Source organism: Chishuiella changwenlii, assembly GCF_900142565.1.
Classification (GTDB): domain Bacteria; phylum Bacteroidota; class Bacteroidia; order Flavobacteriales; family Weeksellaceae; genus Empedobacter; species Empedobacter changwenlii.
Window position 1 is genome coordinate 72235 of the sequence record NZ_FRBH01000012.1, and the last position, 25631, is coordinate 97865.

A 25631-nucleotide genomic window follows, 5' to 3' on the forward strand; every position below is an offset into this window, starting at 1 on the left:
AAAATGAATACAAAACGATATATAAAAATCTTAGGTGTAAGTTTAATCTTATTAACTTTTAATTCTTGTGATGATTATTTAGATGTAAATAGTCCTTCTAACACATCAGAATCTGAAGTTTATAATGATACAGATTATACTTACTCTGCCTTAATAGCAGTTTACAATCAACTTGCTGGAGACAATGGTTATGGAAATAGAATTTCATCAATCATTGGACAAGCTGCCGACGATTTTAAAACTTCTGGTGATTACAGTTGTAACGATAGACGTGGAATTAGTATGTACGCAGCTTGTGCAACAAATACAGAATTAGATCGTCCATTTAGACAATTATATACGGGTATAGAACGCGCAAACCTATTAATATTTAATATTCCTAATTCTACAGTTTACACTACAGGAAGTAATAGCGACAAAGCTTTAATGGATCGTTATTATGGAGAAGCATTAACATTACGCGCACAATTTTATTATGAATTAATTCGTAACTGGGGAGATGTTCCTTTTCAAGACAAACCTTCTTCTCAATACGAACATATTTTTTTACCAAAAACAGATCGCGATGAAGTATATGAGGTTTTATTAGCTGATTTAGAAAAAGCTTCAAAAGTTATTCCTTGGAGAGCAGAATCTAATGATCCTACATCTCGTGTTACAAAAGCATATGTAAAGGGTTTAAGAGCTAGAATTGCTTTAGCAAGAGCTGGATATTCTTTACGTAGAAATCCTGTACAAATGGTTAAAGGAACTGATGCAAACAAATATTATCAAATTGCAAGAGATGAAACGTTTGACATTATGCAACAACGTGGAAGTCACAATTTAAATCCAAATTACGAAGATGTTTTCCGTGCAATCAATGAAGGTAGAATGGATAATACAAACGAAATGATTTTTCAAGTTGGTGCATTCGGAGGAAACTCTCGTACAGATAGTAAGTTAGGTTATTACAATGGTTTAAGACACAATGCTGCTTCTAAATGGAACGGTGGTGGTGGTCTTACTGCATTACCAACTTATTTTTACGAATTTAATCGTTACGACCAACGTCGTGATGTAACTATAAATGTTTTCGAAATTAATGCTGATGACTTATCTCAAGTTGTTAAGATTGATGCTTTAACAGACGGAAAATTTAGAAAGTCTTGGACTAAAGTTACTGGTCCTTCTCAAAACTTAGGAATCAATTGGCCTGTTTTACGTTTTGCAGATGTTTTATTAATGTATGCAGAAGCTGAAAACGAATTAAATGCTGGTCCAACTGCAAGTGCAATAGAAGCTTTAAGAGAAGTTAGAGCAAGAGCATTTAGTCAAAATCCTTCTCAAATGCCAGAGGTAAATGTTGGTGGACACGATGCTTTTTTCAAAGAAATTGTTCAAGAACGTTTATTAGAATTTGGTGGAGAATCTATTCGTAAATATGACTTAATTAGATGGAACCTGTTAGGAGATGTTGTAACACAAACAAGACAAAAACTACAACGTTTATTAGATGGAACTGGTGAATATGTAAATGTTCCTAAATACATCTATTACAAAGTGGGAAGCTATACGCCTTCTCAAAATGCTCAACAAACAGTACTTAGTTTAGATACTTATTTTGTTGGGACAGACAAAGGAAATGTTTTCTATGCGCCGTCTGCCGCTTCTACTCCTACTGGATATACTAGAATTAATTGGCAAACTGCAATGGTTGCAACAATGATTAACGACGAAAGAAAAGGTTGGATGCAATATTACAAAGCAAATCATTCTGAATTGTTACCAATCTTCCAAGATATCATCAATACAAATTATAATTTAACACAAGATTACGGATACTAAAAATTTTTTGAAAATGAAAACAACACTTTATCAATTATATTTTATAGGAACTTTGCTTTGCGCAGGAGCCGTAGTTTCTTCTTGTACTGATGATGATTTAAAATCTGAATCTACAGACCCAATGAGAATGTTTACTCCATTCTCTTTAACTGCCGTGAATGGTGAAACACAATCAAAAATCACTTGGAAGGCTTCTTTGCATGCAAATAACGAAGAAGTTGAATATACAACAGAAGTTTCAACAGATTCTCTTTTTACAAACGTTAACGAAATCTTGATTTCGAAAGTTACAGATTCGGCTGGAGTTGTATTAACTGATCAAGAAATTCCTGTTCGTAAGGATTTATTTGTTCGTGTAAAAGCAAATTCATTACCTAATAGACCAGAATCTTACTGGTCGAAAAGTGCACGATTCAAAATAATTGGAGTACAAATCCTTCATCCTATTTATGATCCGAATGTATTAGAATCTCAAATTACATTAAGTTGGGATAAAACAGATGGTGTTACAAAACTAACATTTACACCATTTACTCAAGCATCTGGTCAAGAACCTGTTTATGGAACACCAATTACAAGCGAGATTTCTCCTGCAGAAGCTGCTTCTGCTTCTAAAACTGTAAAAGGATTAAATCCAAATACAAAATATAGTGTAGAAATCTACAAAGGAAATACAAGTGTAGGTGTTCAAACTTTTACAACTAAAACTTCCACTAACTATACTATTGTAGCTAATCCTGGCGATGATATTGTAGCATTAGTTAATAATGCAAAAGATGGCGATGTTATTGGGTTAAATCCTGGTACATACAATACGGGAGATAATGTGATAACAATTAACGCTAAAAAAGTTTCATTAATTGGAATATCAGGTAATGCAGAAGATACAAAAGTATTATTTAAAGAATTTACATTAAATGATACTGGAGCAGGATTACATCTTAAAAACATCGATTTAGATGGAACGACAAATAAAGCGGCTTATTTAATAAATCTTACAAGTAGTAATAATAATGCAGCAAGAGCAAATTTTGAAAATATCTTAATTGAAAACTGTTTAGTTCATGATGTTTCTACTGCTGCTTTTAGAGCAAACAGAGGTCCTAATAGTGGATATATAATGGATAAGTTTGAAATAAAACATTCATTCTTTAGAAATTTCCCTGCATCAACTTATGGCTTTTTACATTTAGATAAATTAGTTTTTAATCAAGTTAACTTAGAAAATTCAACATTTACAGAAGTTGGTGATTTATTTATCAGATACAGAGAAAGTATAACAACACCTTCTGCTAATGCAACTATTAATATTAATAATTGTACAATTAATAGCTTTGGACAAACGTCTATCTATCCATTATTAGATAACAATAATGTTCCAATTAAATTAAATTTCACGAATAATATCTTAGCTAACTCACCACGTGTCGGTGGAAGTTTTGCTAATAATAATTTAATTCGTTTAGCTACAAACAGTTCTGCTGTATTTTCTTTTAATAATTTCTATAATTTGACAAATGGAAAAACTGCAGACTTACAAAAACTTGTTCTTCCTACTAGTGCAACAAGCGCAAATAATCAAGAACAAGAGTTATCGTGGACAAATACAACACTAAATTTCCAATTACCAACTAATTCTCCTTTAAGAACAGCATCTTCTACTGGAAGTGCAATTGGAGATCCAAGATGGTGGAATTAATAAAATAAACTCCAAATGAGAACATTTTTAATCACAATCATATCATTAATCCTCAATGTGTGTTCATTTGCTCAGAACATACCTGCTTTTCCTTCTGCGGAAGGATTTGGCAGGTATGCCTCTGGTGGAAGAGGTGGAGAAGTTTACATTGTTTCTAATCTTAACGATTCTGGAGAAGGTAGCTTAAGAAAAGGGATTACAAAAAAGCAAGATAGAATAATTGTTTTTGCCGTTTCTGGGACAATCAACTTAAAATCTCCATTAGATATCAATAATGGAAATCTTAGTATTTTAGGACAAACAGCTCCTGGAGATGGTATTACAATCGCTAACTATCCTGTTACAATAAAATCTAACAATGTTATTTTACGTTATTTACGTTTCCGCTTAGGTGATTTAGCAAAAGTTGAAGGAGATGCATTAGGTGGTAGAAATATTGAGAATATAATGATTGATCATTGTTCTTTTAGTTGGGCAACAGATGAAAATATTTCTTTTTACAGAGTAAAAAATCTAACCATACAGTGGTCTATCATTGCAGAAGCACTTAATCAATCAGTTCATCAAAAAGGTGCACACGGATATGGAGGTATTTGGGGAGGAGAACCTGCTTCATTCCATCATAATTTAATTATGAGTAACAACAGTAGAAATCCGCGTTTTAGTGGTTCAGCATCTACAGTGAATCCTGCTGATGAAATGGTAGATTTCAGAAATAATGTCATCTATAACTGGGGAGATAATAATATTTATGGTGGTGAAAAAGGAAAATACAATATTGTAAATAATTACTTTAAATCTGGTCCAGCTTCTAAACACAAAAATCGTATTATCAATCCATCAATCCCTTATGGACAGTTTTATGTTGGTGGAAATTTTGTGAATGATTTTCCTAAGATTACAGCAAATAATTGGGACGGTGGTGTTCAATGTGATGAGCCTCAGAAAACGATGTCTAAAACGGAATTCGGAAAAAATGAAATCAAAACTCATTCTCCACAACAAGCATTAGAATTGGTTACAAAATATGTAGGTGCTAGTTATGTACGAGATGCGGTTGATAATAGACTAATCGATTATTTAAAAAATGGTTATCCAGCTGGTAAAACTGGAATAATTAATTCTCAAAACGAAGTTGGAGGTTTTCCTCCATTAAAGTCTACAACTTTTATTGATACTGACAATGATGGTATGCCAGATGAATGGGAAAAGAAAAATAACTTAAATGTTGGTGTAAAAGACGGCTCAAAATTTAATTTATCATCTCAATATTCTAATATAGAAGTTTATGCAGAGTCGCTTGTAGAAAATATCAATCAAGGAATGTCTGCAAGAGCAAAAGAATATGATTTTGTTGTTGCAAAAGATGGAACGGGAGATTTTACAACCATACAAGATTTAGTTTTAAATTTACCAGATTACAGCAAGGTAACGGTAAAGGTTTTTATAAAAAAAGGTATTTATAAAGAAAAAATTATCTTGCCTACATCTAAAACGAATATTACATTTATTGGAGAAGATAGAACGAAAACTATTTTAACTTACGATGATCATGCTTCTAAATTGAACAACATCGGAGAGAAAATAGGAACTTCAGGTTCTGCTTCTTTTTTTGTTTATGGTGACGATTTTACAGCAGAAAATATAACATTTCAAAATACTGCTGGACGTGTCGGGCAAGCTGTTGCAATACGTACAGAAGCAGATAAAACAAAATTTATTAATTGCAATTTTTTAGGAGATCAAGATACAGTCTATTTAGTAAAACCTAATTCTAGACAATATTTTTATAACTGTTATATAGAGGGTACGGTAGATTATATTTTTGGAGCAGCAACTGCTTTTTTCGAAAATTGTGAACTTCAGAATAAAGGAAAAGGTTATATAACAGCTGCTTCTACACTACAAGAAACTACTTATGGTTATGTATTTTATAATTGTGTTGTAAAAGGCGAAGAAGCAAACTCTCATTATTTGGGAAGACCTTGGCGTCCATACGCTAAAGTAATTTTTATCAATACAAAGATGGATCATTCTATTAACCAAGAAGGTTGGAATAACTGGGGAAAACCATCTAATGAATTAACAGCATTTTACGGAGAAATTAATTCTACTGGACAAGGAGCCTCTAAAAATAGAGTAAAATGGAGTAAAGAAATCAATCCAAACGATAGTAACTTTTATTCGAGAGAAAAAGTTCTTGGAGATTGGAAACTATAAAACAATCGTATAACTAAATATTTTTTTATGTAAGTAAAAACAGGAAACCACAAAATCAAAATAACAGAAAATCACAAAAAATCACACATTATTATGAGGAAGTCAAAAATAAAACTACTCGCTCTCCTACTGCTGCCAATAGCGGCTTTTGCACAAGAGAACAAAACCATTTCGGGAATTATAAAATCCACTACAGATGGAAGTCCATTAGTTGGAGTTGACGTTTATGTAGATGGTACAACATACGAAACAAGTACAGATGAGAATGGATTTTATGAATTAAGTGTTCCAGAGGATGCTGTTATAACTATTAGTTATGATGGCTTTCAGCAAATGCAAATTCCTGTTTCAGGAACACAAGATTTTAATATTACATTAATACCTTTTGATAACACTCCAGATATAGAATCTGAGAACAGAGCTTTAGATGAAGTTGTTGTTGTAGGATATGGAAAAGCGAAGAAATCTGACCTTACTGGATCAGTTGGTGTAATCGATGCCACTAAGCTGACAGAAAGGAATATGACAAATCCAATGGAGGCTATGCAAGGAAATGTACCAGGTGTACAAATCACAACTTCTACTGGTCGTATTGGAGATGGATTTGATATCGTAATTAGAGGAAACAACTCAATGAATGAAGCTTCTAAACCTTTATTCGTTGTTGATGGAGTTCCTACTACGGATATCGACTTTCTAAATCCACAAGATATTGCTCGTATCGATATCTTAAAAGATGCATCTTCTACTGCTATCTATGGTTCTAGAGGATCTAATGGAGTTGTTATTGTTACAACTAAAAATGGATCTTCTGCTAAAGGTAGATTCACGGTTTCTTATGAAACGTATTATGGTGTAAAGGCGGTTGCGCGTTTACCTAAAATGATGGATGGACAAAAATGGTGGAATTATCATCAATCAGCTTACTTAGCTACAGCAGGAAAAGATCCTATTACTGGACAAGTAAGTGCACAAACATTAAGAACTGCAGTTTTAGGAACTAGAAATAGCGAACTACTAAGACGTGTAGAAAATAATGAAACATTTGATTGGTATGATGCTGTTCTTCGTTCTGGGGTTACACAAAACAACTACATCAATATGTCTGGTCGTTCAGAAAATGGAATTGGCTATAACATTGGTTTAGGTGTACAAAAAGAAAAAGGAAATTTACAAAATGAAGCATTAGACAAATACAACGTTAATTTAGGTTTAGATCATAAAATAAACGATAAATTTTCTACTGGGCTTACTTTAAGTTTCTCTTTAACAGAGCAACAAGATGGTTCTGATATTGCAATGCAAGAAGCATTTAGATTAAATCCTTTCTTAAGTCCTTACGAGTTTCAAAGTAATAGTAGATTAACTCCTTTACCAGGAAAATTACAAAATCAACAAGGTGCTTTTGTAATTGACAAAACATCTACATATAATCCTATATTAGAGATTAATAACACGACAAACGAAACAAGAAGATGGAATGGTATTGGTAATTTCTTTTTCGAATATCGTCCGTTAGATTGGTTATCTGTTAAAACAACTTATTCTGCTAACTTCGATTCAAGAAGAAAAGGTGAAGCATGGGGAGCATTAACATCTGTAGGTGCAAATAATAACAATTTAGCTTCTGCAAGGATCAACAGAACAGAGAATTTTAATTACACGTGGGATAATCAAGTAAATGCTAATTTTGATATTAATGAGATTCACCAATTTAATATTTTAGCATTACAGAGTATCTATTCTAGTAGAACAGAAACGGGATTACAAAGTTCTCGTAACATTCCTTTTGATAGTGGCTATCATAACATTGGTTCAGGTTCTCAAAGTACATTCAACATCGCTTCTAATTACTTAAAACAAACTTTAAGTTCTTATGCTTTGCGTGTTAACTATTCATTATTAGATAAATATTTACTTACTGTTTCTGTACGTGCAGATGGTTCGTCATTATTATCTGAAAATAACAGATGGGGTTATTTTCCTTCTGCAGCCGTTGCATGGAAAATTAATAACGAAGAGTTTTTAAAAGGTAGTAAAGCTGTATCTGAATTAAAATTAAGAGCAAGTTGGGGATATACAGGGAACAATATAATTGATCCTTATTCTACAGTAAACTTACTAACAGAACAATTGTTCTATGATTATGCAGGTACAATTGCAAATGGTTGGATAAGTGGTAGAATTGCAAACCCTAATTTAACATGGGAAAAAACAAGAGAGTTTAACGTTGGTTTAGACTTTGGTTTTCTTAGAAATAGAATTACGGGATCTGTAGATGTTTACGATAAGTTATCTGATAATTTATTAATGAGACAACAATTACCTTTCGAAACAGGTTGGCCTTATATTAATGGAAATATTGGTTCTGTAAGTAACAAAGGGGTTGAGGTTGCTTTAACTACAAAAATAATTCAAACACCAAAAGTAAGTTGGGAAACGACTTTCACATTTTCAAAAAATGTAAATAAGATTAAATCTATCTACGGACAAAGTGAAGTTGATGATATTGGAAATAACTTATTTATAGGTGAAAACATTAACTCATATTACAATTATATTTATGATGGTGTTTGGCAATATGGTCAAGAAGCCGAAGCTGCTAGCTATGGACAAACTGTTGGACAAGCAAAAGTTAGAGATGTAAACGGAGATGGTAGAATTACGCCAGACGACCGTGTTATTCTTGGAAATTCTGACCCGAAATGGTCTGGTAGTATTTTTACAACGTTAAAAGTTGGTCAATTTGATTTATCAGCATCATTAATTACAAATCAAGGTGTTTTAGCGTATTCGCCATTTCATGAAAACTTTACGAATGTTTACGACCGTGGTAGAGCTAGATTAGATATGGACTGGTTTATTCCTAATAATAATGCAGGAATTACTCCTCAATCTACAAATTATGCACCACAACCTTTAAATGAAGGAACGTATTGGAGAGATAATAAAGTTGGATATTATAGAGATGCATCTTTCGTAAAAATAAAAAATATTGCACTTGGATATACATTTAAAAGAGAAACGCTAGCTAGAATTGGTGTTTTAAATTCTTTACGTGTATATGCTAATGTTATCAATCCATTTGTATTTACTAAATACGATGGATATGATCCAGAATGGGCAACTGCTTCTTTAGGTGTAGGACGTGTAAGTTCTATTACTTATCAATTAGGTTTAAGTTTAAAATTTTAAAAACGATCGATCATGAAAAAAATATTCATATTATTATTAGCACTTAGTACAACATATTCTTGTAGTGATTTCTTAGAAGAAGAAAATCTTTCTAATGTTGTTGCTGACGAATATTATTTAACAGCAAACGGGTTTTCATCTTTAGTGAATGCGAATTATGGACAACTAAAAAATATATACGGAAAAGATCCATGGTTATTTGTTGCTGGAACAGATTTATACGCTCGTGGTAGAACTGCTGAGCCTCCTGGGTTAAGTGAGTACACGAATTTAAATGCGTTCTCAGAAGGAGTAGATCAATTATACAAAGCATGTTATGCTGCTATACAAACAGCAAATATGGGAATCTATTTTTCAGAGAAAACAGCTCAAACAAATGTATTACCTCATCAAATAGGTGAAATAAAATACTTAAGAGCAAATTCTTATTTCTTATTGGTACAAACCTATGGAGATGTAAGTTTAATTAAAGATTATATTCAAGATACGCAATTAAGTTTTTCAAGAAATTCTGCTGAAGAGGTTTACCAATTTATTATAAAAGATTTAGAAGAAGCTTTACCATTATTAGACAATAATGTTTATGCTGGAAAAGTAAATGCGAGAGCAGTAAAAAACTTATTGGCTCAAGTTTATCTTACTAGAGGATATGAAACATATGGTACTAACGATGATTTTCGTTTAGCAGCACAATATGCTGACGAAGCTATTGCAGGACAACCATTGTCTTTAACATACGAACGTTTCTGGACACCAGAAAATGAAATAAATGCAGAAGTTATTTTCTCTGTACAGTACAGTGTCGCTTCTTCTGCTACTTCTCCTTTAACATTGGGTCATCCACAAGGAAGTTATTTTGGTCCATATCATGGTGGTAGCGAAGTAGCTGGTAAAGCACCTTATCGTACATATAGCTTATGCCCTACTCAATTTGCTATAGGTTTATACACAGAAGATGATACAAGATGGAAAGCTACTTTTATGACAGAAGTATATGATCGCTATTTTGATTATTTTGATAAACCAGATCGTAGTACATTAAAAGTTGTACATTATTACGAGCCTAAATGGCATGCTGGTGATGCAACTTATAAAGCACAATACATTGCTGCTCATCCTGGTGTAGAATACCATAATTATGGAACGTATGCAGCAGAAAATAATCCTAATTTCGATTATCAGACAATTCCTGTAAAGAAATTTGATGATCCAAAAGCTCAATTTGGTAAAAACTCTAGTACGAGAGATATTATCTTATCTCACTTATCAGATACTTATTTACTTGCTTCTGAGGCTTATTTAAAATTAGGAAATACAACATTAGCATTAGATCGTATTAACGAAGTTCGTCGTAGAGCTGGAGTACAAAATGTAACTGCAGGTCAATTATCAATTGATTTTATCTTAGATGAAAGAGCAAGAGAAATGCTTGGAGAATATAATCGTTGGTTTGATTTAAAGAGAACGGGTAAATTAGTAGAGAGAGCTTCTTTACACAACTTCTTAGTTAAACAAGCTAATTTTAATGGAAATAACGGTTTATTAAAAATATTAAGACCAATTCCTCAATCGGCAATTGACTTAAATAAAAATCCAGATTTTAAACAAAATCCGGCATATTAAAATTTTTTCTCATTTTTTCAATTTTGAATTTTAAGAAGGTGTCCTTGTTAAAAGGGCATCTTTTCTTAAACTAAAACATTAAAAGAAATAAACTATATTAATAAAAAAAATCACACATGAAAAATCTAAAATATTGTATCGTATTAGCCGCATTCAGCATTCTTTCTTGCAACAAACAAAATCAATCTAGTGTTGAAGCTCAAAATGGTTTAACATATTCCGAAATTTCTGTAAAAGAAGGCGGTCAATGGGTTGATGGAAAAAGAGGTCACAAAGAATATGTTGGTGGAACTTTTAAAAATGTACAAGAATTAAGCTTAGATCCAAATCATACAGATCATTCGTTTGATATCCGTTATGAAGGTCCAGGTTGGGAAAATCAAAATGTAGCTTTTCGTTTATATTTAGATTGGAGAAATGCTGTTGATATTTATGGAAAAAAAGTAAAAACTTCGGTTTTAAAAGAAGTTGGTCAAGATGGATTCGATTCTTATCACAATGCTCAACCTTGGGGACAAGATATCTTAAAATCTGGTAAAGCTTTAGGTATTGGTGGATTTGGTAGATTAATAAATGGTGAAGTTGCACATTTAAATGATGTAAAAGACACACATGTAAAAGTTTACAATGAAAAGAAATCTTCTGGCTACGAAATTAATTATACGCAATGGAAAACTGAAAATCATGTAACAGATGTAAAAGCAAATGTTTCTATTTTTCCGTATGATCGTTTCTCTAAATTTGAACTAAAAACTTCTGCTAATACAGATGGATTATGCACAGGGATAGTTAAATTTAAAGAAATTCCTTTACAGAAAAAGAAAAGCGAAGATGGTTCTTGGGGATATATCGCAACCTATGGTGCGCAAACATTAGTTAGCAAAACAGATTTACTTGGTATGGCTATTTTCTATAAAACTTCTGAAGTAGATAATTTAGTTGATGGTCAGCATGATCACTTAATCGTGTTTAAACCAACAACAAAAACAGTAACGTATTATATTTTGGCTGCTTGGGAACAAGAACCAGACGGAATTAATAATGAAAAAGATTTTTACAATGATTTAAATGTAAAATTAACTCAATTACAAAAAAACAATCGTTTATAAATCTCATTTAATATGAAATCATTCATCACATATACATTAAGCGCTTGTGCCTTATTTTTAGGTATTTCATGCTCAAGCCAAAAGAAAACTGAAAATACTTCTTTAGTAAATTCAAATTTAAAATGGTCAGAAAGAATGGCAATCTCGGAAACAATTCGCTTCCCCGATCCTACTCTTTTAGACTTCCAAACAAAACCTCGTTGGAGTTATACAAATGGATTGGTTTTAGATGCTATGTACAAAGTTTACGAGCAAACAAATAACCAAAGTCTTTATAATTACATCTACGATTTTGCGAATAGAATGATAGACAAAGATGGAGTTATACAGACCTATAAATTCAAGAATTATAACTTGGATATGATAAAGTCTGGTGATGCTATTTTAGATTTATACGATAAAACAAAAGAGAATCGTTTTAAAATTGCTTTAGAGACTTTAGATAAACAATTGGCAGAACAACCAACAACATCAGAAGGTGGTTATTGGCATAAACAAATTTATCCACATCAGATGTGGTTAGATGGTGTTTACATGGCAGAACCTTTTCATGCACGTTATGCAACACAATTTGAAAACACTGAGAAAGCGAAGAAATCATTCGATAAAATTGTCTTACAATTTGACTTGATTGAGAAATATAACCGCGATCCAAAAACAGGATTATATTATCATGGTTGGGACGAAAGTAAAGAACAAAAATGGGCAGATAAAAACACAGGATTATCTCCTCACTTTTGGTCACGTGCCATGGGATGGTATGGTATGGCTTTAGTTGATGTTTTAGATTACTTACCAAAAAATCACCCTGGATATAAAAAGTTAACAACTTATCTTAACCAATATGCTGAGGCTATTGTAAAAGTTCAGCATTCTTCTGGTACTTGGTATCAAGTGTTAGATTTAGGTGGTAAACAAGGAAATTATCTAGAGGCAACAGGTTCTACAATGTTTGTTTATACCTTGGCAAAAGGTGTTAACAAAGGTTACCTTCCTAAAAAATACATGAAAGATGCTCAGAAAGGATACAATGGTATTTTAAAGGAGTTTATAAAAGTTGACGAAAAAGGAATTGTTAGTTTAGAAAAATGTTGTTCTGTTGCTGGCTTAGGAGGAAATCCTTATCGTGATGGTTCTTACGATTATTATATTAACGAGCCTATTCGTGCAAATGATCCTAAAGGAACTGGTCCTTTTATTTTAGCATCATTAGAATTAAATAAATAATCATGAGAAAAAGATTTTTCATCGCATCTTATTTAGTTTTTAGTTTTCAATTTTTAAATGCTCAAACTTGGGTTTCAGATTTAGGAAATGGGACATATAAAAATCCTATTCTATATGCAGATTATTCGGATCCGGATGCTATTCGTGTTGGAGAAGACTTTTTTATGACTGCTTCTAGTTTTAATGAAGCGCCAGGTTTACCTATTTTACATTCGAAAGATATGGTAAATTGGCAATTGGTTAATTATGCTTTACCAGATGTTTTTCCAAAAGAACACTTTGCAACTCCAAAACGTGGAGATGGTGTTTGGGCGCCAAGTATTCGTTTTCATAAAAATGAATATTACATTTATTGGGGAGATCCAGATTTTGGAATTTACATGGTAAAAACGAAGAATCCTTTTGGTAAATGGGAAGATCCTATTCTAATTGAAGAAGGAAAAGGATTAATTGACGCTTGTCCTTTTTGGGACGATAATGGCGATGCCTATATGATTCATGGTTGGGCAGGAAGTCGTGCTGGTGTAAAAAGCTTATTAACGATTAAAAAGATGAATGCCGAAGGAACAAAAGTCATTGATAAAGGCACTCATATTTTTGATGGACACGAAAATCATCCAACGGTTGAAGGTCCAAAAGTTTACAAGAGAAATGGGTATTATTACATTTTTGCTCCAGCTGGTGGTGTAGCTACTGGTTGGCAATTGGTATTGAGATCTAAAAATATATATGGTCCTTACGAAGAAAAAATTGTTTTAGAACAAGGAAAAACACCTACAAATGGACCTCATCAAGGTGCTTGGGTAGATAGTGGAACTGGTGAAGATTGGTTTTATCATTTTCAAGATGTTGATGCTGGCGGAAGAATAGTTCATTTACAACCAATGAAATGGATAAATGATTGGCCATTTATGGGAATTGATAATGATAAAAATGGAATTGGAGAACCTGTATTAACTTACAAAAAACCAAACGTTGGCAAAACATATCCTATTCAAACTCCATCAGAAACAGATGAATTTGATGGAAAAGATATTGGTCTACAATGGCAATGGAGTGCAAATCCAAATATTGTTTGGTACAGTAAATTAGCCAATCAAAAGTTTTTACGTTTATTTTCGATTAAAACACCAGAAAATGCCAATAACTTATGGAATGTTCCTAATTTATTGACTCAGAAATTCCCATCACCAAACTTTACTGCATCTACAAAAGTAAAACTTACACCAGAAGATGCTACAAGCGGAAAAACTGCTGGATTAGTGGTTATGGGAACGGATTATCAGTCTATAGTTATTACAAATAAACCAGATGGATTTTATTTACAATTAATTCGTGCTGAAAAAGCGGAGAAAAATAATCCCGAAAAAGTTTTATTCGAAACTAAACTAAAAAGTAACGAAGCCTATTTACAAGTAAAAGTGAATGATCCAAACGGAATTTGTCAATTTAGTTACAGTGAAAATGGTAAAAAATATACTGATATAGGAGAACCATTTCAAGCCAAACCAGGAAAATGGATTGGTGCTAAAGTAGGCTTATATAGTATTAGTCTGAAAGATGCAAAACGTGGAGGTTATGCAGATTTTGATTATTTCAGAATAACAAATAATAAAAAGTAAAATGAAAAATAAATTTAATCTTGTCAATTTGTTTTTTTTATTGATTGCTTTAACAATCTCTGCTCAAAAAAAACAGCAAAATACAGTCTCTATTTATTTAATAGGAGATTCTACCGTAGCCGATTATACAGGGAATTATGACCCGGGAAAAGATTACATGAAATCTCGTTATCCAATTGCTGGTTGGGGACAAGAATTTCAACCATTTTTTGTAAAAGATAGTTTGAATGATATTAAGACTTTAAAAAACAAAGAAGTCGTTATTAAAGACAAAGCAAAAGGTGGACGAAGCACACGTACATTTTTTCAGGAAGGAAGATGGAGAGAAGTTTTCGATAATCTTAATGCAAAAGATTATGTTCTAATGCAATTCGGGCATAATGATGCAGCAGAAAATAAACAAGAACGTTATGTAAATATAGAAGGATACAAAGAATTCTTACGTTTGTATGTTTCTCAAACAAGACAAAAAGGAGCTATTCCAATTATCTTAAGTCCAGTTGCAAGAAACTATCCTTGGAAAAATGGACATTTAGAAAATGTACATGGAGATTATCCTAAAGCTGCGGAAGAAATTGCAAAAGAAATGAATGTACCTTTCTTAGATTTAAATGAAATTTCTATGCAGTTCTTTTCTAAAAAAGGAGAAAAATATGTAAGTGATGTATATTTTATGAATTTTGGAGCAAATCTTTACGAAGCATATCCAGATGGACAAAAAGATAATACACACTTTCAGATAGCTGGAGCTAAAGCTGTAGCTGCTTTAGTATTTACAGAATTAAAAAAGATCATTAACAATACAACACATTAAAAATGAGGAAATATTTTAAATTAATCGCCTTAGCGATAACACTTAGCTGTTCGTCGCAAATGAATGCACAAGTAGATGAGAACATTTACAAAGGAATAGAATTTAATATGCCACGAGTAAAAGAAACGAGTTTTAAAAATTATTCGGTTCAAATTACGCAGTTTGGAGCAAAGGCTGGTGGAGTTTTTAAAAACACCGAAGCTATAAACAAAGCAATAACAGAAACAAGTAATAAAGGAGGTGGTACAGTTGTTATACCTCGTGGAATTTGGTTAACTGGTCCTATAGAACTTAAAAGTAATATCAATTTACATTTAGCAGATGGTGCTTTACTTATTTTTAGTAAAGATTTTAAAGATTATCCATTGGTAAAAACAAGTTTCGAAGGTTTAAATACAATTCGTACAGTTTCTCCTATTTCTGCTAGAAATGTAGAAAATATTGCCATTACTGGAAATGGAACTATTGATGGAAATGGTGATGCTTGGCGTTACGTTAAAAAAGGTAAATTAACAGATAGCCAATGGAAAAACTTAGTTGCTTCTGGTGGTGTTTTATCTGAAGACAAAAAAATATGGTTTCCATCTGAAAGTTCTAAATTAGGATATAAATTAAGTTCTAATTTTAATGTTCCTGACAAAATTACTGAAGCTGAATACGAACAAGTTCACGACTTTTTACGTCCAGTAATGGTAAGTATTGTTAGTTCTGATCGTGTTTTATTAGATGGTCCTACATTTCAGAATTCACCAGCTTGGAACATTCACCCATTAATGAGTTCAAATATTATCATTCGTAACCTAAATGTACGTAATCCTTGGTATTCTCAAAATGGAGATGGATTAGATTTAGAATCATGTAAAAATGTGTTAATCTATAACAATACTTTTGATGTTGGTGATGATGCAATCTGTATAAAATCTGGAAAAGATAAAGATGGTAGAGATAGAGCTATGCCGACAGAAAATGTAATTATTAAAAACAATACAGTTTACCATGCACATGGAGGTTTTGTAATAGGAAGCGAAATGTCTAGTGGTGTACGTAATATACATGTTTCTGGTGCTACTTTTATTGGAACTGATATTGGTTTACGTTTTAAAACAACAAGAGGTCGTGGAGGAATTATTGAAAACATTTATATTTCTGATGTTGATATGATTAACATTCCTGCGCAAGCAATTGGTTTTAATATGTTTTATGAAGGAAACTCTCCTATTATAGAAGATGATCAGAATGCTGATGACGAAAAACGTACAGAAAAAGCAATTCCTGTAACTGAAGAAACACCGCAAATGAGAAATATTTTCTTTAAAAATATTAATGTTACTTCATCTCATGAAGCGCTTTACATAAGTGGTTTAAATGAAATGAATATCAAAAATATTAAAATAGAGAACTCTACTTTCGATACTAAAAAAGCATTAAGTATTGTTGATGCAGATGGCGTTGAATTAAAAAATGTGAAATTCAATTATTCTGACGGAACTGGTGCAACAATCTACAACAGTAAAAATATTGATTTAAATTCTGTTCAATTTGAAACTACAAACGATAAATCGATAGTTAATGTAACAGGAGATAAAACTTCTAAAGTTAAACTTCCTAAAAGTGTTGACAAAAAGAGAGTGAACATTTCAAAATCTGTACAAAAAAATGCGGTTCAATAAATACATTAATATTTTTATTTTTCCACTTTATATGGCAATAGCCTTTGGTCAAGTTGAACGACCAAAGGCTTCGCCTTATACAATAGAATCTACTTATCAAAAACTCAAAAAAAACTATCCTTTTATTGAGCCTATCAATACAATTGCTTTACCAGAGAATATCGTTGTTAAAGAAAATATTATTTACAAAGAAGAAAAAAATGTTTCTTTAAAAGCAGATATTTATTCTCCTAAAAATTCAGTCAAAAAAAATCCTGCAATTGTATTAATTCATGGTGGTGGATGGATTTCTGGAAGTAAGGAAAATCAACGTTATATGGCACAACAATTGGCTAGTAATGGATATGTTGCAATGACAATTAATTATAGTTTAGCAGACGAAGCAAAATATCCTGCTGCTATTGATGATGTATATAGTGCGATTAACTATCTCATTAAGAATAAAAAGGAATATCATGTTAATCCCAAACAAATAAGTATTCTTGGCGCTTCTGCAGGTGCGCAAATAGCAACTTTAGTTGGTGTAAAATCATCCAAAATAAAAGCTATTGTAAACATAGACGGAATAGTTTCTTTTATTCATAAAGAAGCAGAAGAAGGACAATACGCTGCCTATTGGTTAGATGGTTGGAAAGATGATAATTTCGAACGTTGGAAAGAAGCTTCTCCTTTAGAATTTGTAGAAAAAGATACGCCTCCTACTCTATTTATTAATAGCTCTCAGCCAAGATTTCACGCTGGTAGAGATGATATGATGAAAATTCTGAGCAACTATCATATTTATACAGAAATGCACGAGATTAAAGATTCGCCACATTCTTTTTGGTTAGCTAAACCTTGGTTTAACGAAACATTGACGATTACTTTAAACTTTTTAAATAAATTATTCAAGCAACATGAAAAATAAAATCATCTTCACTTTTCTATTTCTTTTTTCAGTTGTTTTTGGAAAAGATCCTTACTTAACAATTACTGTTTCACAAGACGGAAAAGGAGATTATACAACTATACAAGAGGCTATAAATTCTACTCGAGATTTAGGTCCTGCCGAAGCATTAATCTTTATTAAAAATGGAACTTATCATGAAAAAATTGTTATTCCATCCAATAAACATCAATTAACATTAAAAGGAGAAAGTAGCGAAAATACAATCATTACTAATGATGATTTCTCTGGAAAAATAGAAGAATTCACTCATCAAAAAATGACAACTTTTACTTCTTATACTGTTTTAGTTACGGGAGAAAAAATTAAAATAGAGAATCTTAGTATTCAAAATACACATTGTACAAAAGGACAAGCGGTAGCTTTACATGTAGAAGGAGATTATTTTATTGGGAAAAACCTTCGTTTATTAGGTTGTCAAGATACCTTGTATACTGCTACTAATCACAGCAGACAATATTATGAAAATTGTTACATAGAAGGAACGACTGATTTTATTTTTGGACAAGCAACCGCTGTTTTTAAAAACTGTACCATAAAAAGTTTAGCAAATTCTTTTATTACAGCTGCTGCAACAGATAAAGATAATAGTTATGGTTATGTATTCTTCGATTGTTTTTTAATCTCAAAAGAAGGAGTAAACAAAGTTTATTTAGGAAGACCATGGCGACCTTATGCTAAAACAGTTTTTATTAATACTGAAATGGGAAAGCATATTTTACCACAAGGTTGGAATGAATGGGCTGGCGATAAAATGTTTCCTGACAAAGAAAAAACTGCTTATTATGCAGAATATGAAAGTAAAGGAAATGGAGCAAATTCATCTGATCGTGTAAAATGGTCGCATCAACTAAAGAAAAAAGAATTGGATAAGTATACCATAGAGAAAATATTTAGAGGATGGATTCCTGAGTAGACTCCTTAATAGACTTAAGGTCTAAGATTGTAAGATATAAGGATATTAAAAGTATCGATATCACATTGAGCCTGTCGAAATGTAATAAAATTAGAAGTAAAAAATATGAACATCCAGTTAGTCATACTGAACTCGTTTCAGGATCTCATAATGTGTTTGAAATGATGTTTTTTTATATAAACTATTTATTTTCTGACTAAGTTCTCGATACATTTTTCTACAAAAAACACTCGAACTGACAGAAAAAAAATTTCTAAATCTACTATTAAAAAATGTCAGTTCGAGTGGAATTCTAAAAGAATTTTGTATCGAGAACTAAGACATTTTTAAACAAACGAATAAAAAAACAATAAATGAAAAAAATATACTTAATTACTATTTTTCTGTGTTTAATCGGAATAACTAAAGCACAGCAACCAACTTTATTTTTAGTAGGAGATTCTACAATGGCAGATAAAGTGAATCCTAACGAAAATCCTGAACATGGTTGGGGACAAATCCTGCCTACTTTATTAACGAATAAGATTACAATACAAAACCATGCGACAAATGGAAGAAGTTCTAAAAGTTTTAGAACCGAAGGTCGTTGGGATAAAGTACACAATCAATTAAAAAAGGGAGATTATGTGATTATACAATTTGGACATAATGACCAGAAAATAGAAGATTCTATACGCTATACGAATCCTGCTACTCAATACCGTTCAAACTTAGAACGATATGTAAAAGAAACAAGAGAAAAAGGAGCTATTCCTATTTTAATGACGTCTATTGTTCGTAGAAATTTCAATGAAAAAGGTGTTTTAATTGATACACATAATTTATACCCTATCGTTGTAAGAATGGTTGCAAAAGATTTAGACGTTCCTTTTGTTGATTTACAACAAGCTACAGAAGAAATTGTTTTGACTTATGGTCCAGAGAAATCTAAAAAATTGTATTTACATTTCGAGCCAAAAGAAGTTAATTATTATCCTGATGGTAAACATGATGATACACATTTATCTAAATTGGGTGCTACATTAACTGCTGAAAAAGCACTGAAAGCATTAGAAAAACTAAATATTGGATTTGAGAAGTTTGTAAAGAAATAATAAATATGCAATACAAAAAAGATTTATTTTTCGATGGAAATTCGGAATGGGAAGACTTAGGGAATGGAGTAAAAAGACAATTTGTCGGTTACAACTCTCAAATAATGATGGTAATCGTAAAATTTGAAAAAGACGCAATTGGTACCTTACATCAACATTTCCATTCTCAAATTACTTACGTTGCCGAAGGTTCTTTTGAGGTTACGAATAACAATAAAACCAAAATTCTTAATAAAGGAGATGGATTTTTCGCTCAACCTAACATAGAACATGGTGTTGTATGTTTAGAAGAAGGTATTTTGATTGATTCTTTTACACCTTATAGAGAAGATTTTATGAAATAATGCTTATTGCTCAAAGTTCACAATAAAATAACTTTTTAAGTATTGTTGTTTTCATTGAAATAGGTTTATATTTGGATTTGAAAATGAGTTATGTTTAATTTTAAAAACAAAAATAATTCAACTAAAAACAACTTAATGTCCAAATTAGATAAGTTTAATATTCATTTAAATAAAAGTTTAAAGGACTTTTGTCCTGACGTAGATTTTAAAATAATAGATGGAAGAGAAGTTTTAAGCGTAGCCAATGATTTTTCTGATAATAAATGGCAATTCCAAAAATTTCAGAGTTTTATTTTTAACAACATTGCTCAAACTGCATTGTCAAAAAAAGAAAGAGATAATATTGTTGATGATAGCTACAGTTCTTTAATTAAGGCTGCCAAAAAACTTAGACTTATTGATAAAAAAAACAATGATACGGATACAGAAGGTAGTGAATTAGCTGAAATTTTACTTTATGGAATTATGCATCATCATTACAAAGCACTTCCAGTAGTTCCTAAAATTTTCAACAAACAAAACTCTAATGACAATGCAAAGGGTGCTGATAGCGTGCATATTGTTTTAGAAAATGAAAATGAATTTTCAATTTGGTACGGAGAAGCTAAATTTTATAATAGTATAGAAGACACTCGCTTATATGAAATTGTAAACTCCGTATTAAATATTTTTTCTGAATCAGCATTTGATACAGAAAATAGAATACTTAGTAACAGCAATGATTTAAAGAGTTACTTAAAAGACAATTCAGACTTATATGATAAAATCATAAGTATTTTAGATACAGATTCTCCAATTGATTATGTCAAAGCGAGATTAAATGTTCCTATTCTATTATTACACGTTTGTAATATAACAAGTAATCAAAAGGAAAATTCAGATGTATATGTCAATAAATTATTAGAATATCAGAAAGAAAGAGTTCAGTCATTCTATCAAAAACTTTACAATAAAGCCATTAAGGATAATCTGAAGGTTAAACCAATAGTGAACTTTGATAAAATTAAATTTCATTTTATATTTTTTCCTGTACCTGACAAAAAAACAATAATATCAAACTTTTTGACTAGAGCCGAATCTTTAAGAACCGAGATATGATTGAGTATTTTGATAGATGTAAAGAGCTTTTTAATTATATCAAAGAAGATAATTATTTAAAAGCACGTGACGGTGTAATTCATTTATTGCACGATTTAAAGGAAAATAAAATTCAAAAGAACGAATTAGTGAATCATTTAATTCGAGAAGTAGGGCTTTATCAATATATAGATGAAAACACAAGCAATTGGAGTGATGCCTTTGCCAAAGAGTCTTTCAAAGTTAATACAGGGATTGAATCACAGACAGTTCATTTTGAACAATCTTCAATCTTAAAATCATTATTAAGAGGTGACAATATTGCGTTGAGTGCACCTACTAGTTTTGGAAAAAGTTTTATTATTGATGCCTTCATTGCAAATAAAAAACCAAAAAATGTTGTTATTATCGTACCAACAATATCATTAACTGACGAAACAAGAAAACGAATTAGTAAAAAATTTGGAAGCGAATATAAAATAATTACAACTCCAAATATTAAACTATCTGACAAAAATATTTTCATCTTCCCACAAGAAAGAGCTGTTAGTTATAGTAATATAATTCAAGAAATTGATTTATTAATTATTGATGAGTTTTACAAAATAAGTAAAAGCAACGATAAAGAAAGAGCTGTTAAATTACAAGAAGCTTTGATAAAACTTGATAGCAAATCAAAGCAAAAATATTTTTTAGCACCAAATATAAAGTCTATTAAAGAAAACCCATTTACAGAAGGAATGATCTCTGTTGAAAAGTTAGATTTTAATACGGTAGTTCTTAAGCATCACAAGGTATTTAAAGAAATAAACAATAATGAGGAAATAAAGAAACAGTTCTTACTGAAAATTTGTAAGAATCATAAAAATCTTATTTATGCTGCATTATTTAAGGAAATTTCTACAATACAAGAATTATTTTTAAACAATTATGAGGATAAAAAAAGTAAACTGATTGTAGATTTTTCAAATTGGTTAAAAAACAATTACGACCCAGAATGGGCATTAGCTCAATTAATATTAAAAGGCATTGGAATTCATAATGGAAGATTACATAGATCCATTACACAATATCAAGTAATTTTATTTGACGATGAAAAAAGTGGGCTTGATAGCATTATTTCTACTTCCTCATTAATTGAAGGTGTAAATACATCTGCAAAAAATGTGATCATTTGGTCAATAAAAAGTGGACAAGGCAATAATAATTTAACGCCACTATCATATAAAAATATAAAAGGTAGAGCTGGTAGAATGTTTAAACATTTTATTGGAAACGTATATGAGTTAGTAGAACCCAAACTAAAAAATTTAGACAGTATACAGTTGTCAATTGAAGTAGATAATTCTCTCATCGGTGGTATAAAAGATGAGAATTATCTATCTAAAATAAGTTTAGATAATCAAAAAATTGCAAATCAAAATATAAATAAAATAGAATCTATTCTAGGCAAAGGTATATATCGAAAATTAAGAGAGGAAAATTCACTAAACTCTAATGACGAAGATTTAATTTACAAAATATGCGTAGAATTGAGAGACAATTACAACGATTGGAAAAGTTTAAAAATGCTTAAAAGTATTAAATCAGAAGATTGGGAATATATACTTGGTAAATTATGTTATCTTAATTCTAAAAGTTTACGTTGGTCTAACAATGCTAATTCATTACAATTCAATCAAGCAAAAAAATTCATTCAAATTATTTCTAAAAACTGGAAAAAATCTCTACCCAATTTGATGCTTGATCTAAAAAAAGAAGGGTTAACAATTGATGATTTTTTTGCATTAGAAAAAAGAGTATGTCATAATTTTTCAGGATACTTAAATGATTTTAATAATTTAAATAGAATAATTAACAGAGAAAATTTTATTGATATATCTGGTTTTATAAGTAAATGTTCTAATGCATTTATGCCCTCTGTCATATTGGAATTAGAAGAATACGGACTACCAAGAATGATATCAAAAAAAATTAATCATTGCAAGTTAATTAATTTTGAAGTTAGCGAAATGAATATTGAAGAAGCAATAATCCAACTAAAATCTATTGGAAAAGAACAAATAATAGATTCTTGTTCTATATATTTAGACAATTTTGATATTTTCATATTAGATAATTTTTTTGAAAATATATAAATATTCTAATAAGAATGATAAAATAAAATTGCCAATAATAATTATTTTTTTATCTAATTATGTATAACTTTTTTTAAACGAATAAAAAATTATAAAAGCTGTCCCACGACAGCCTTTATATATTAAACCCTTCATTAATTATTAAACTTATAACTTTTCTTTTCGAAATCAAGTAGGTATTTTTTTCTCCAAAGTCCGCCTCCATATCCTTTTAAATCGCCATCAGAACCAATGACTCTATGACAAGGAATTAAAATCGAAATTGTGTTCATTCCATTTGCGTTTGCTACGGCTCTTACACTTTTTGGATTTCCAATGCTTATAGCCTGTTCTTGATACGCCTTTGTTTCGCCATATGGAATGTCCATTAAAACAGACCAAACTTTATTTTGAAATTCAGTACCTATGATATGCAATGGAACAGTAAACTCTTTCCTTTCACCATTAAAATATTCTTGTAATTGACTTTCTAAAAGATCAAAATGTTGATTATTACCTTGGACAATTGTTGCTTTTAATTTCTTTGAGATTGATTTTAAACTTGTTTCTAGCATTCTTCTGTCAGTAAATTCTAACAAACAAATACCAGTGTTTGTTGCACAAGCTAACATAGTTCCTAACGGAGTTTCAATTCGTTTAAGATCGATGATTGTTTGCTGATTTCCCTTTTTTGGAGAAACTCCAAAAATATTTTTAAAACTATCCCCAAACCCACTTAAAGATTCAAATCCCGAATCGAAAGCTGCATGGGTTATACTTTCTCCATTTTTAATTTTCTTGAAAGCTGAATTTATTCTAAACATTCTTTGATATGCATGAAAAGTAATGTTATGATTTTTCAGAAACCATCTTCTAATCTGACTTGGTTCTATACCTCTTTGCTTTAAATCGTAATCCTTAAATTTTAGTGTTGGATTCTCTGAAAGTTCGTCTAAAATTTCTTGAAACTCCTTTGGTGTATGATTTAATGTATCCAATGGTTTACAAACTTTACACGCTCTGTAACCTTTCGTCATACATTCTTTAGATGTTTTTAGAAATTCAATATTTTCCAACTTTGGTTTTCTAGCTGTACAAGAAGGTCTACAAAAAATACCAGTTGTTTTTACAGCAGTAAAAAACACACCTTCAAAAGACGTATCCTTTTCAAGTATTGCTTTGTACATAATCTCTGTTGTCAACTCCATATTTTTAAAATAAACTATTAAAAGATTGATTTTTTAAAATCTCAATTGTTTTATTTTCTGCTGAATTATAAACATAATCATTCAAAAAATTTCCCATGCTAATTCTTTTCACACCTATTTTTTCAAGAACTTCAAAATTAGGTAATTCTGTCGTACACATCACATTTAATGGTAATTTAGTTGCTGAAATAATTGTTTCAATATCACTCTCTTTCTTTATACATGGTAGAAAAATTCCATTCGCCCCCACCTCTTCATATTTTTTTATTCTATCAATTGAAGACTCAAAAGCATCTGGACCATTCAGAAGAAAAGTATCACATCTAACATTTATAAAGATTGATATTCCTTTATCCTTTAGAATATTTTTTACACGATTTAAAAGTGATGAAAATAGAGCAATATCTTTTAGTTTTCTTTCTCCATTCTCTAAGTAACTATCTTCTATATTTATTCCCACAGCACCTAATTTCTCTAAAGCTATTATATTCTCGGCTATTTGTTCAGCAGTATTTCCATAACCAAATTCTATATCAACAGATAATGGTAGGTTTATATTTTTTATAATTCTTTCAACAACAAATAAAAGATCCGAAAGAGGCATTTGTTCTCCATCTTCATGTCCAAAAGAATGTGCAATCGCAGCACTTGATGTTCCAATGGCTTGAAAATTTAATTTTTCGAACATTTTTGCACTTTGTACATTCCATACATTACCTATGATTAGAGGTTTATCTTGTTGGTGTAATTCTAAAAATTTTTGATAAGTTGTTGTCATTATTTCGGTTCTTATTTTTAGCAAAACTAGTCTTGAATACCATTATGAAACAACCGAAAAATTAACAAGTATTTTTTTATGTTGATTTATTTAGAAACTTGTCATAACAAAAAATGCTAATCGTACGATTAGCATTTTTTGTTAT

General features: G+C 30.8%; 18 protein-coding genes. 16 read left to right on the forward strand and 2 right to left on the reverse strand.

What is annotated here, in order from left to right; translation table 11 throughout:
* Window positions 1-3: 3 nt before the first annotated feature.
* The 16 genes from BUA86_RS14305 to BUA86_RS14380 all read left to right on the forward strand — a co-directional run bounded on the left by BUA86_RS14305 (window position 4) and on the right by BUA86_RS14380 (window position 23521).
* Window positions 4-1827: a RagB/SusD family nutrient uptake outer membrane protein gene (locus BUA86_RS14305; RefSeq protein ID WP_072933801.1), complete on the forward strand. Its 1824-nt coding sequence runs from the start codon at window positions 4-6 to the stop codon at window positions 1825-1827.
* Window positions 1828-1840: 13 nt separating this feature from the next.
* Window positions 1841-3526 (forward strand): DUF4957 domain-containing protein, encoded by a 1686-nt coding sequence (locus tag BUA86_RS14310; protein WP_072933803.1) that lies wholly within the window; start codon window positions 1841-1843, stop codon window positions 3524-3526.
* A 15-nt stretch (window positions 3527-3541) separates the two neighbouring features.
* On the forward strand, window positions 3542-5746 hold the full coding sequence (locus tag BUA86_RS14315; protein ID WP_072933805.1) for a pectinesterase family protein: 2205 nt from the start codon (window positions 3542-3544) through the stop codon (window positions 5744-5746).
* Between the two features lie 93 nt (window positions 5747-5839).
* Window positions 5840-8941 carry a SusC/RagA family TonB-linked outer membrane protein gene (locus BUA86_RS14320; protein ID WP_072933806.1) on the forward strand — a complete coding sequence of 1034 codons (3102 nt, stop codon included), beginning with the start codon at window positions 5840-5842 and terminating at the stop codon, window positions 8939-8941.
* A gap of 12 nt (window positions 8942-8953) precedes the next feature.
* Entirely contained in the window at window positions 8954-10564 is a 1611-nt protein-coding gene (locus BUA86_RS14325; RefSeq protein ID WP_072933808.1) for a RagB/SusD family nutrient uptake outer membrane protein, read from the forward strand.
* Between the two features lie 116 nt (window positions 10565-10680).
* Window positions 10681-11673 (forward strand): DUF4861 family protein, encoded by a 993-nt coding sequence (locus BUA86_RS14330; RefSeq protein WP_072933810.1) that lies wholly within the window; start codon window positions 10681-10683, stop codon window positions 11671-11673.
* Between the two features lie 12 nt (window positions 11674-11685).
* Window positions 11686-12900 carry a glycoside hydrolase family 88/105 protein gene (locus BUA86_RS14335; protein ID WP_072933812.1) on the forward strand — a complete coding sequence of 405 codons (1215 nt, stop codon included), beginning with the start codon at window positions 11686-11688 and terminating at the stop codon, window positions 12898-12900.
* Window positions 12901-12902: 2 nt separating this feature from the next.
* A complete protein-coding gene (locus tag BUA86_RS14340; RefSeq protein WP_072933813.1) occupies window positions 12903-14522 on the forward strand; it encodes a glycoside hydrolase family 43 protein in 1620 nt (539 codons plus the stop codon).
* 1 nt (window position 14523) lies between these two features.
* On the forward strand, window positions 14524-15336 hold the full coding sequence (locus tag BUA86_RS14345) for a rhamnogalacturonan acetylesterase (protein WP_072933815.1): 813 nt from the start codon (window positions 14524-14526) through the stop codon (window positions 15334-15336).
* Between the two features lie 2 nt (window positions 15337-15338).
* Window positions 15339-17006 carry a glycoside hydrolase family 28 protein gene (locus BUA86_RS14350; RefSeq protein ID WP_072933817.1) on the forward strand — a complete coding sequence of 556 codons (1668 nt, stop codon included), beginning with the start codon at window positions 15339-15341 and terminating at the stop codon, window positions 17004-17006.
* Window positions 16993-17913, forward strand: a complete 921-nt coding sequence (locus BUA86_RS14355; RefSeq protein ID WP_083580386.1) for an alpha/beta hydrolase — start codon at window positions 16993-16995, stop codon at window positions 17911-17913. Before BUA86_RS14350 ends, BUA86_RS14355 begins: the two co-directional genes overlap by 14 nt.
* Window positions 17903-18868, forward strand: a complete 966-nt coding sequence (locus tag BUA86_RS14360) for a pectinesterase family protein (protein WP_072933820.1) — start codon at window positions 17903-17905, stop codon at window positions 18866-18868. Before BUA86_RS14355 ends, BUA86_RS14360 begins: the two co-directional genes overlap by 11 nt.
* Window positions 18869-19221: 353 nt before the next feature.
* Window positions 19222-19962 (forward strand): rhamnogalacturonan acetylesterase, encoded by a 741-nt coding sequence (locus BUA86_RS14365; RefSeq protein WP_072933822.1) that lies wholly within the window; start codon window positions 19222-19224, stop codon window positions 19960-19962.
* A 5-nt stretch (window positions 19963-19967) separates the two neighbouring features.
* Entirely contained in the window at window positions 19968-20306 is a 339-nt protein-coding gene (locus BUA86_RS14370) for a cupin domain-containing protein (RefSeq protein WP_072933824.1), read from the forward strand.
* A 135-nt stretch (window positions 20307-20441) separates the two neighbouring features.
* Complete coding sequence (locus BUA86_RS14375; protein WP_072933868.1) at window positions 20442-21404, forward strand: HamA C-terminal domain-containing protein; 963 nt, start codon at window positions 20442-20444, stop codon at window positions 21402-21404.
* The gene (locus BUA86_RS14380) at window positions 21401-23521 is read left to right on the forward strand and encodes a DEAD/DEAH box helicase (protein WP_072933826.1); all 2121 of its coding nucleotides are present in this window, start codon (window positions 21401-21403) and stop codon (window positions 23519-23521) included. The genes BUA86_RS14375 and BUA86_RS14380 overlap by 4 nt, the downstream gene beginning before the upstream one ends.
* Before the next feature lie 134 nt (window positions 23522-23655).
* Here the strand turns inward: BUA86_RS14380 and BUA86_RS16375 are convergent, their stop codons facing one another.
* Together BUA86_RS16375 and BUA86_RS14390 are read right to left on the reverse strand one after the other, a co-directional pair.
* Entirely contained in the window at window positions 23656-24708 is a 1053-nt protein-coding gene (locus BUA86_RS16375) for a bifunctional transcriptional activator/DNA repair enzyme AdaA (protein WP_072933828.1), read from the reverse strand.
* 4 nt (window positions 24709-24712) lie between these two features.
* Complete coding sequence (locus BUA86_RS14390; protein ID WP_072933830.1) at window positions 24713-25486, reverse strand: isocitrate lyase/PEP mutase family protein; 774 nt, start codon at window positions 25484-25486, stop codon at window positions 24713-24715.
* Between the last annotated feature and the right edge of the window lie 145 nt (window positions 25487-25631).